Here is an 8,946-nt window from a genome sequence, read left to right as displayed (position 1 = left end):
GACAATACCGAATTTAAAAGGAAATGATTAGATGGGGTTTACCGCCAGCTTACAACCATCTTGGTATGAAGCTTCGAACGCTTTTTGTAGCGCAGTGGCCACTTCTGGGTTTTTAGGGCTCACAAACAGTAACATGGGAAATCGGTAAATCAGCATCAGTTTGTCATCAACCACTAGATTAGCCAATTGGCTGCGCTGGGCAACTTCGCTGTAGGGTTCGATAACGGCTCTTGGGAATAAATCGGTACGTTCGCTATCGACAATACGAAAGATATTATCAAAGCTAGGCACTTCTCTCACTTTAAATCCGCCGGATTTTAATACTTTAACATCTGCCCAGCCTTGCCCCTGTATCATACCAAGCTTACGCAATTCCTCTATGCTGTTTATGCTGCCTAGTTTGGCTGCGGTGGTTTTATTAGTGATAAAAATTCGGTGGCCAAGGAGACCTCGAAAAACTGGGTAGCGAATAGGAAGTAGCTCTTGTTCAAGAGTTTTATCGGCGCCTAGCCAATCTACCGTAATTTTGCCTTCTTTGAGCAGAGTAACTTTACGTGATTGTGAATCAACAGGTGTTTTATAAGGTTGGAGTAAAATGCCTTCACCCGATTTATCAACAAGAAACTGGATGAGGTCGATGGCGTAGCGGTCTAGCTCAGAACCTTCCCGTGGGATAGGGTGAATAATGGTCGTTTGGGCAACTGAGATTGATGAAAAAACTAGGCTGAAAGCCAATACCAGCGAAGAAAGTAGCTTTAAAATCATGAGTCCATCCTGCCTGAAATTTGCGGTTGAAATTCAAACTAAGGTTAGGATAGAGCAAGCTAATTAACAAATAAGAAAAAAGCCGAGTCCAATCATGAACTCGGCTTTATGTATAGAACAATGGTTATCGAGTGCCGTAGACGACGATCGTTTTACCATGTGCTGAAATCAGGTTTTGCTCTTCCAGCATCTTCAAGATACGGCCAACTGTTTCGCGTGAACAGCCAACAATCTGACCGATCTCTTGACGTGTGATCTTGATTTGCATGCCGTCAGGGTGCGTCATTGCATCTGGTTGTTTCGCTAGATTCAGTAGTGTCTGAGCGATACGGCCAGTCACGTCAAGGAAAGCAAGATCTCCGACTTTTTGACTGGTTACCTGCAAACGACTTGCCATTTGAGCAGACAAGCGCATTAGGATATCAGGGTTGACTTGGATAAGCTGACGGAATTTCTTGAAAGAAATTTCTGCCACTTCACAAGGTGATTTTGCTCGAACCCACGCTGTGCGTTCTTGGTCTTCTTCGAACAAACCAAGCTCACCGATAAAGTCACCTTGGTTTAGGTACGACAGGATCATTTCCTTGCCTTCCTCGTCCTTAATAAGTACCGCAACTGAACCTTTGACTATGTAGTAAAGCGTTTCCGCTTTCTCACCAGCGTGGATCAGTGTGCTCTTAGATGGGTACTTATGAATATGACAGTGTGAAAGGAACCATTCTAATGTTGGATCAGTTTGAGGTTTACCTAGAACCATAATATCTCACTTCCTCTGCAGGGTACGCTTGCTTCTTTCCATGTTTTAGCTAAGCCTTGAATCAAGACTTATTAGGATAAGAGCACTTTTCAAATGCTGCAAGCCATCTTTGTTTCTGTTTCAAATAGTATCTTTTTTTTGAATTGATTTCTTGATTTTAATCGCCTTCACTTGGCTATTTTGTGTACAAAAGTGTGCGCCTGATCACGCAATCAAAAGTAATCCTGTATACAAAGTAAGTCTTAACCAATTTTTCCCGTTTCTATCAACTGCTGAAGTATTGGCCTAACTATCAATTCGACGGCAAAACTCATCTTTCCACCGGGTACAACTATGGTGTTGTGACGTGACATAAATGAGCCATCTATCATTGCCAGTAGGTATGGGAAGTCGACATTTTTTATTCCCCGTAGTCGAATAACAACAAAACTCTCATCAAGGCTTGGGATGCCTTTGGCATTGAGTGGGTTTGATGTATCGACAGTGGGTACTCGCTGGAAGTTAATATGAGTGCGAGAAAACTGCGGGGTGATGTAATTGAGGTAATCATCCATTGAACGAACAATCGAGTCCATTACCGCCTCTCGTGAATGTCCTCTGTCTCGGGTGTCGCGCACGAATTTTTGAATCCATTCAAGGTTGACGATAGGCACCATGCCTATCAAAAAATCCACATGCTGCGCGACGTTAACTTCACCGTCGACAACGCCACCATGCAAGCCTTCATAAAACAGCACGTCAGAGCTTTCTGGTAGCTCTTGCCAAGGGGTAAAAGTACCGGGCATTTGATTGTAGGGAACCGCTTCGTCAAAGGTATGGAGATAACGTCGAACTTTTCCTGTACCTTCATTGCCATATTTGCGGAAAAATTCAGCTAAAGCAGGAAAGTCATTGGCTTGAGGGCCAAAATAGCTGATGTGTCGCCCCTGTTCGCGAGCTTTGCGAATTTCAACATCCATTTCGGGGCGAGTAAAGCGGTGAAAGCTATCTCCTTCAACCCAAGCTGGCTTGACCTTCATCATATTGAACATTTTGCGAAAAGCTTCAGATGTGGTGGTGGTACCTGCACCTGAAGAGCCAGTAACGGCGATAACTGGATGTTTTGCTGACATGACAACCCTTGTCTATGAATAACTGTCCACTGTTGCACTTCACTATAACATGCTTTGCAAAGACAGTACGGTATGTAGTGCTTTAAAAGGAAAATTTATGCTTAAGTTGAATATCTACACTTTCATGTAGTTCAGAGAAAACTACCACAGCGTCACCAGATTTAAGTTGTTGTTTTATTTGATCAACCTTGTTTTGTAATGAGGCTTCTACAGCGCCGTAATCTGTGCCTTCTCGAAGGACAAATTCTTTGATTAAATTGTCTAAGGTTTCTGGGGCAATGTCTTGCCAAGGAACGATCATAAATACCTCTTTCTTTTATGTTCGGCAATAGGAAAAGTGCTAGCTAGATGATACCAAGCTTTGATAGTAGGCGGGCAATGTCTCTTCAAGCCAAAATCTCGGCTTTATGGCACTTCCTGTTACAAAGCCAACGTGACCACCTTGCTCATAGAGTCGATAGTCTATATTGCTTGGCAGAGCGTACTTAGGGATAACCGCCTCTGTCATAAAGGGGTCGTCTTTCGCGTGTATGATTTGCAAAGGAAGACGAATATCTTTCAGTTTGTGAATGGCAGAGCAGCGCTGATAATAGTCATCAGCACCTTTAAATCCATGCAAAGGTGCTGTAATTAAGTCATCAAATTGGTATAGCTTGGTCACGCGTTTGATACTTTGATAGGAAACATCTAACTCTCCCTTGATTAAGTGGTGCTTTCGCAACGCATTCTTTTTTAAAGAGGAAAGCAAGTAGGTTTTGTAGATTTTAGAAAAGCCTTGTTCAATGCGTGCGGAGCATGCTGAGAGATCCAGTGGTGCTGAAACGATCGTGGCTGCGTCAAGCAGTGGATCCTGATTATATTGTGCGAGATAGTTCGCCAGCATGTTACCACCAAGCGATATGCCAACAGCAATCTTTGTCTGATTGGGAAACTGGTGGTCAATATGTTCCAAGAAAAAGCGCGCATCTTCTATTTCACCGGAGTGATAACTGCGAGCATTGTGGTTAGGCTCGCCGCTGCAGCCACGAAAATGCATCATTACCGTAAGCCAGCCATGCTGGGCAAAAGCGTGCATTAAACCATTGGCGTATGGGCTATAGAAACAGCCCTCTAGGCCGTGAAACAGAATAAAAATTGGCTTTTTCTGCGCTTGTTCTGCTCGCCAGTCTTCACTCCATGCCAGATCGAGAAAGTCGTTATCTTGGGTTTTTAGTCTTTGCCATATCGGCTCAAATAAGGCTTTTTTACGGATAAAACGCGGCGCCAATGTTTGCAGGTGCGGATTAGATAAACCTGTAGCAGCAGTAAAATGGGTCATAATGCTTCCTATTTGGGCACCGCTTCTTCGATTGGTTGAGCAAAAGCTTGGTGTAAGTGCTCTCCTCCAAGCTGACGGCAGTATCTTAGGGTCAGTGGTTCACTTTGATTGTGCAATAAAGTGATACTGTTGATGCAATCAACTAGGTCAGACTGTTGTTGTTTTTCAAGTTGGAGTTCGAATTGAAGTGACTCTCGATATAAGGTTTCTGGAATGTGTGATTTGAGCTTACGGCGTAAATCTCGGTAGCTGTGGAGTAAGGTTTCAGAGCGTCCCAGGCATTCTTCTACTCTATGCCAGTCTTCATCGAGAAAAGCTGCTTGCTGCTCGTCCAGCCACTTCAAGAGCAGCAAAAGGTTAACGTTACCTTTGAACTGATTTTGTAAATTAAGGCACGCATCTTTGACTTCTCGGACGCTATAATATTGCAAGCTAAATTGCCACAGGCGTTCTAAGGTGAGGGACACTGATACGTGCTTTGAGTTCATTGGTGATTAAACTCCTGTTCCATTTGTTCGAGTTCTTCTTGTTGTGTCATCCATTCTAACTCTACTTCTTCAAGCTCGATTTTTGCTTGGGTTTGTGTTGCTAACACTTGGTTAAGTTTAGCTTTATTTTCTGACTCATACAGTGAGTTATCAGACAATTGCAATTCTGCTTGGCTAAGTGCAGAGTTTAGACTATCCATCTTAGCTTCCAGTTTGGTTATTGCTTTGCGAATCGGCGCTGTCTGTTTGCGTAACTCAGCTTCACGGCGTTTTTGCTCTTTTTTGGCAGCGGCACTGTTTGTGGCGCTTTTTTCAGTTGATGTAGGTTGGGCTTCACGGCGCTCTGCTTTTTGTTGATCAGTGAGCCATTTATAGTACTGATCAAGGTCGCCATCAAAAGGCGCGACTTGCTTGTTGTGGACCAAGTAGAGATCATCAGTGGTGGCTCGCAGTAGGTAGCGGTCATGCGAAACGATAACCATAGCACCTTCAAAGGTTTGCAGGGCAAGTGTTAGCGCTTGTCTCATATCAAGGTCTAGGTGGTTAGTCGGCTCATCGACTAGCAATAGGTTTGGTTTTTGCCAGACGATCAGTGCTAGAACAAGGCGTGCTTTTTCTCCGCCAGAAAAGGGCGCCACTTTCTCTAGTGCTTTTTCACCTTGAAAACCAAAGCTGCCGAGATAGTTTCTTAGCTCCAGTTCATTTTTATCTGGTGCAATTTGCATCATATGCTGAAGCGGTGTTTCTTCTGGATGTAGAGTTTCCAGCTGGTGCTGTGCGAAATAACCAATTTTAACGCCTTGGGAGTAGGTCAACTCACCCGCCTGACTTTTTAGCTCGCCAGAGAGTAATTTAATCAGAGTTGATTTACCTGCACCATTTCGTCCGAGTAAACCAATACGACTGCCAGGTACAAGGTTGAGGCGAATTTTCTCTAAAATTAGATTGTCACCATAACCTGCCGATACTTGATCCATCATAATAATCGGATTTGGCAGAGCATCGGGTTGGCGAAACTCGAAGCTAAAGGGATTATCAAACTGCGCAGGTAATACTTTTTCCATTCGCTCTAGAGCTTTAATTCGGCTTTGTGCTTGGCGAGCTTTTGAGGCTTTATATCGGAATCGGTCGATATAGCTTTGCATGTGCGCCATTTGTTTTTGCTGTTTCTGATACTGAGCTTGTTGGAGAAGTAACTTCTGTGCGCGCTGGTCTTCAAATGATGAGTAGTTCCCCGTGTACTCGTTCATCTGCTGATTTTCAACATGTATGATGCGGCCAACCACGGGATCGAGGAAATCACGGTCGTGAGAGATTAAGATTAGAGTGCCGGGATAGTTTTGTAGCCAACGCTCTAGCCACATCACTGCATCTAAGTCTAAGTGGTTGGTTGGCTCATCCAGGAGTAATAAGTCGGAGCGACAAAGTAGCGCTTGAGCGAGGTTTAAGCGCATCCGCCAACCACCAGAGAACTGAGTGAGGTTCCAGTTCATCTGCTGCTGGGAAAAGCCAAGACCATCAAGCAGTTCAGCGGCGCGAGCTTTTATACTGTAACCACCTATGGTTTCGATTTTCCCATGCAGCTCAGCAACCAAGGTGCCATTGTCTTCTTGTTCTGCAGCGGTTAGTTCAGCTTCAAGGCGGCGATACTCACGATCACCATCAATAACATAGTCCAGTGCTTGGCGCTCTAATGCTGGGGTTTCCTGTGCGACCCACGCCATCTCCCAATACGAAGGGCAGTTGAAGTTACCCGCGTCTATGGACAGTTCATTTTTGATCAAGGCAAACAGGGTGGATTTGCCGCAGCCATTTTTACCCACTAAGCCGACTTTATCGCCCGGGTGTATGGTTGCTGAGGTGTTATCCAGTAGGGCCTTACCGCCACGCAGGAGCTGGATGTCAGAAAAGGTAATCATAGTTTATGCTTTATTGTTTATTATTTAATATTTGTCTTATCGCGTCGAATAGTAGGAGGAATGAGATAAAATGTCGATCATTGCGTTATGCTTAACAACAACGTATAACAAACTCATACAGATAAAAACGCTCTTATGTCTTGAAAACAGAAGGATGACTGCTTAAAACATGGCGGTAAATGATTTAAACACAGACTTTCCTAAAACCGCAAAAGTACTGGTGATTTATGCTCATCCAGAATCACAAAGTTCGGTTGCTAACCAAGTAATGATCAAAAAGATCGCGTCTCTTGAGCATGTTACTGTGCGTGATCTTTACGCTTATTATCCCGACTTTTTTATTGATGTTGATGCCGAGCAACAGCTTCTGCTGGATCATGATGTGATTGTATTCCAGCATCCACTTTATATGTATTCTTGCCCAGCCCTGCTTAAGGAGTGGATGGATAGAGTCTTGGCAAAAGGGTTTGCTTATGGCAAAGGAGAGGAGCTCAAAGGTAAATACTGGCGCAGCATTATAACCACAGGAGGTAACCAAGAGGCCTTCTGTAGTGAAGGTTATAACCGATACCCTCTGTCGGAAATACTCCAACCTTTTGAATTGACCGCAGCCTTGTGTCAGATGCATTGGATTGAGCCTCTAGTTCTTTACTGGGCAAGGAATGTGCCCGAAGTAGATCGCTATCAACATGCAGAAAATTATCGTCGTTGGTTACGAAAAGTGACAACTGACTTGGCTACTAGCATTGATATTAAAGGAGATTTGCTTGGCTCTTGAAAGTGATTTCTTACAAAGCAGTGTGATTTTTTTAACTGCGGCTGTCATCGCGGTACCACTTGCTCAGCGGTTAGGGCTTGGCTCTGTGCTTGGTTACTTGCTGGCGGGAGTGGTTATTGGTCCTTGGGGGCTGAGCTTAATCAGTGATGTTGAAGCCATTTTGCATTTTGCTGAGTTTGGTGTGGTACTGCTGCTGTTTTTGATTGGCTTGGAACTTAACCCCAAAAAGCTATTGCAGATGAAGGGGCCGATTTTAGGTCTAGGCGGAGCACAAGTTGTGATTTCAACCGCTGCCATCGGCATTGTGGCTTACTTTTTTGAGCTTAGTTGGCAAACAAGCTTAGTGATAGGAATGGGGCTTGCGCTGTCCTCTACTGCAATCGCTTTAAAAGTGATTGAAGAGCAAGGGCTTGCTGGCAGTGAGACGGGGCAATCTGGTTTCGCTGTGCTTCTGTTTCAAGATATTGCCGTTATCCCTATGTTGGCGATTTTACCGATTCTGGCAGGCAACACGGCTGGCAATTGGTCTGATGCTATCTGGATGTTGTGCGGTGTTATAGGTTTGCTTGTCGGAGGCCACTTCCTCCTTCGTCCCCTGTTTCGTTATGTGGTTCTAAGTGGTGTACGTGAGCTATTTACGGTCGCTGCATTGTTGCTAGTGATTGGTATTGCCTTGTTGATGAAGCATCTCGGCTTGTCTATGGCTTTGGGCACTTTCCTCGCTGGTGTCCTTCTGGCTGAAAGTGAGTATCGCCACGAGTTAGAAATTGCCATTGAACCATTTAAAGGATTACTACTTGGTCTGTTTTTTATTGCTGTCGGAATGGCGGTAAATTTGGGCTTGCTTGCCCTTGAGCCATTCAATGTCTTGGCAGCCGTCATTGGTTTAGTTGTTATTAAGGGCTTAATACTTTACTCCTTGGCGAGATTATCGGGAGGCCGGCCAAAAGTACGCAGTAAAATGGCGGCGATTTTAAGCCAAGGTGGTGAGTTTGCGTTTGTTATCTTCACCGCAGCGAGTAAAGAAGGACTCATCGCCCCCGAACAAAATGCCTTTTTGCTGGTGGTAGTGAGTCTATCTATGGTGACGACACCGCTTCTCTTGATGGCGCAAAGTAAGTGGTATGCACGAGGGTTAAACTTTGACGAGTCAGGATTAAAGCGTAGTGATGTTGTTAATCGTCAGCCGCGGGTAATTATTGCAGGTTTTGGCCGTTTTGGTCAGATCATTGGCCGTTTAATGTATGCCAACAAAATCCGAGTCACTGTATTAGAGAGTGATGCTAGCCAGATTCACTTATTGAGAAAATACGGGTATAAAGTGTTTTATGGCGATGCTACCCAGCTTGATTTATTAAGGGCTGCGGGAGCCAGTAAAGCTGAAGCCATGGTGATATGTACCGACTCGCCAGAAGAGATCATGAAAATTGTCGAGTTATGTAAGTATCACTTTCCGCATCTTAAGCTGTTTGCCCGTGCACGAAGCCGTGTCGAAGCGTATCAGCTTATGAGTCACGGAGTAGAAAATTATTCTCGTGAAACCTTCTTGGGCGCGTTAGATCTTGGCCGCCAAGCATTGGTTGAACTTGGAATGCACCCTTATCAAGCTAAACGAGCGGAAGCGCATTTTAAAAAGCTTGATCACGGTATGTTGAAAGAGCTGCTCCCTCAACATCATGAAGACAAACAATTGGCGATGAGAGCCAAAGAAGCCCGCAAAGAGCTGGAAGAAATCTTTGGCCGAGAAATGGAAAAAGATCAACAATCAAAGAACTTTTGGGATTAACTCCAAACCCTGTTTACCTTCTA

9 protein-coding genes are annotated in these 8,946 nt (G+C 44.4%); 2 read left to right on the top strand and 7 right to left on the bottom strand.

The features are described 5' to 3' along the window. Nucleotides 1-27: 27 nt before the first annotated feature. The 7 genes from AAFM34_RS06100 to AAFM34_RS06070 all read right to left on the bottom strand — a co-directional run bounded on the left by AAFM34_RS06100 (nt 28) and on the right by AAFM34_RS06070 (nt 6,359). Nucleotides 28-765 (bottom strand): hypothetical protein, encoded by a 738-nt coding sequence (locus AAFM34_RS06100; protein WP_341660999.1) that lies wholly within the window; start codon nt 763-765, stop codon nt 28-30. Between the two features lie 124 nt (nt 766-889). Further along, the gene (gene crp / locus AAFM34_RS06095; protein WP_004410522.1) at nt 890-1,522 is read right to left on the bottom strand and encodes a cAMP-activated global transcriptional regulator CRP; all 633 of its coding nucleotides are present in this window, start codon (nt 1,520-1,522) and stop codon (nt 890-892) included. Between the two features lie 242 nt (nt 1,523-1,764). Beyond that, complete coding sequence (locus AAFM34_RS06090) at nt 1,765-2,634, bottom strand: phosphoribulokinase (RefSeq protein ID WP_114787384.1); 870 nt, start codon at nt 2,632-2,634, stop codon at nt 1,765-1,767. An 82-nt stretch (nt 2,635-2,716) separates the two neighbouring features. Continuing rightward, nucleotides 2,717-2,935 carry a YheU family protein gene (locus AAFM34_RS06085; protein ID WP_341660995.1) on the bottom strand — a complete coding sequence of 73 codons (219 nt, stop codon included), beginning with the start codon at nt 2,933-2,935 and terminating at the stop codon, nt 2,717-2,719. Nucleotides 2,936-2,974: 39 nt separating this feature from the next. After that, nucleotides 2,975-3,952: a hydrolase gene (locus tag AAFM34_RS06080; protein ID WP_341660993.1), complete on the bottom strand. Its 978-nt coding sequence runs from the start codon at nt 3,950-3,952 to the stop codon at nt 2,975-2,977. 8 nt (nt 3,953-3,960) lie between these two features. Beyond that, nucleotides 3,961-4,440: a TIGR02444 family protein gene (locus AAFM34_RS06075; RefSeq protein WP_341660991.1), complete on the bottom strand. Its 480-nt coding sequence runs from the start codon at nt 4,438-4,440 to the stop codon at nt 3,961-3,963. After that, a complete protein-coding gene (locus AAFM34_RS06070) occupies nt 4,437-6,359 on the bottom strand; it encodes an ABC transporter ATP-binding protein (protein WP_341660989.1) in 1,923 nt (640 codons plus the stop codon). Before AAFM34_RS06070 ends, AAFM34_RS06075 begins: the two co-directional genes overlap by 4 nt. A 169-nt stretch (nt 6,360-6,528) precedes the next feature. Between AAFM34_RS06070 and kefG the strand changes: the two genes are divergently transcribed. Then, the gene (gene kefG / locus AAFM34_RS06065; protein ID WP_341660987.1) at nt 6,529-7,137 is read left to right on the top strand and encodes a glutathione-regulated potassium-efflux system ancillary protein KefG; all 609 of its coding nucleotides are present in this window, start codon (nt 6,529-6,531) and stop codon (nt 7,135-7,137) included. Next, nucleotides 7,127-8,923, top strand: a complete 1,797-nt coding sequence (kefB, locus tag AAFM34_RS06060) for a glutathione-regulated potassium-efflux system protein KefB (protein ID WP_341660985.1) — start codon at nt 7,127-7,129, stop codon at nt 8,921-8,923. Before kefG ends, kefB begins: the two co-directional genes overlap by 11 nt. Nucleotides 8,924-8,946 lie beyond the last annotated feature (23 nt).

This window comes from Vibrio sp., assembly GCF_038138445.1.
Lineage (GTDB): Bacteria > Pseudomonadota > Gammaproteobacteria > Enterobacterales > Vibrionaceae > Vibrio.
Note: the sequence above shows the minus strand (reverse complement) of the source record. Positions and strands in the feature narration are given on the sequence as shown.

Bases quoted from the DNA above. Each gene is read 5' to 3' on its own strand.
- crp (WP_004410522.1), bottom strand. From the start codon at position 1,522: ATGGTTCTAGGTAAACCTCAAACTGATCCAACATTAGAATGGTTCCTT.
- AAFM34_RS06075 (WP_341660991.1), bottom strand. From the start codon at position 4,440: ATGAACTCAAAGCACGTATCAGTGTCCCTCACCTTAGAACGCCTGTGG.
- AAFM34_RS06080 (WP_341660993.1), bottom strand. From the start codon at position 3,952: ATGACCCATTTTACTGCTGCTACAGGTTTATCTAATCCGCACCTGCAA.
- AAFM34_RS06100 (WP_341660999.1), bottom strand. From the start codon at position 765: ATGATTTTAAAGCTACTTTCTTCGCTGGTATTGGCTTTCAGCCTAGTT.
- AAFM34_RS06085 (WP_341660995.1), bottom strand. From the start codon at position 2,935: ATGATCGTTCCTTGGCAAGACATTGCCCCAGAAACCTTAGACAATTTA.
- AAFM34_RS06070 (WP_341660989.1), bottom strand. From the start codon at position 6,359: ATGATTACCTTTTCTGACATCCAGCTCCTGCGTGGCGGTAAGGCCCTA.
- kefG (WP_341660987.1), top strand. From the start codon at position 6,529: ATGGCGGTAAATGATTTAAACACAGACTTTCCTAAAACCGCAAAAGTA.
- AAFM34_RS06090 (WP_114787384.1), bottom strand. From the start codon at position 2,634: ATGTCAGCAAAACATCCAGTTATCGCCGTTACTGGCTCTTCAGGTGCA.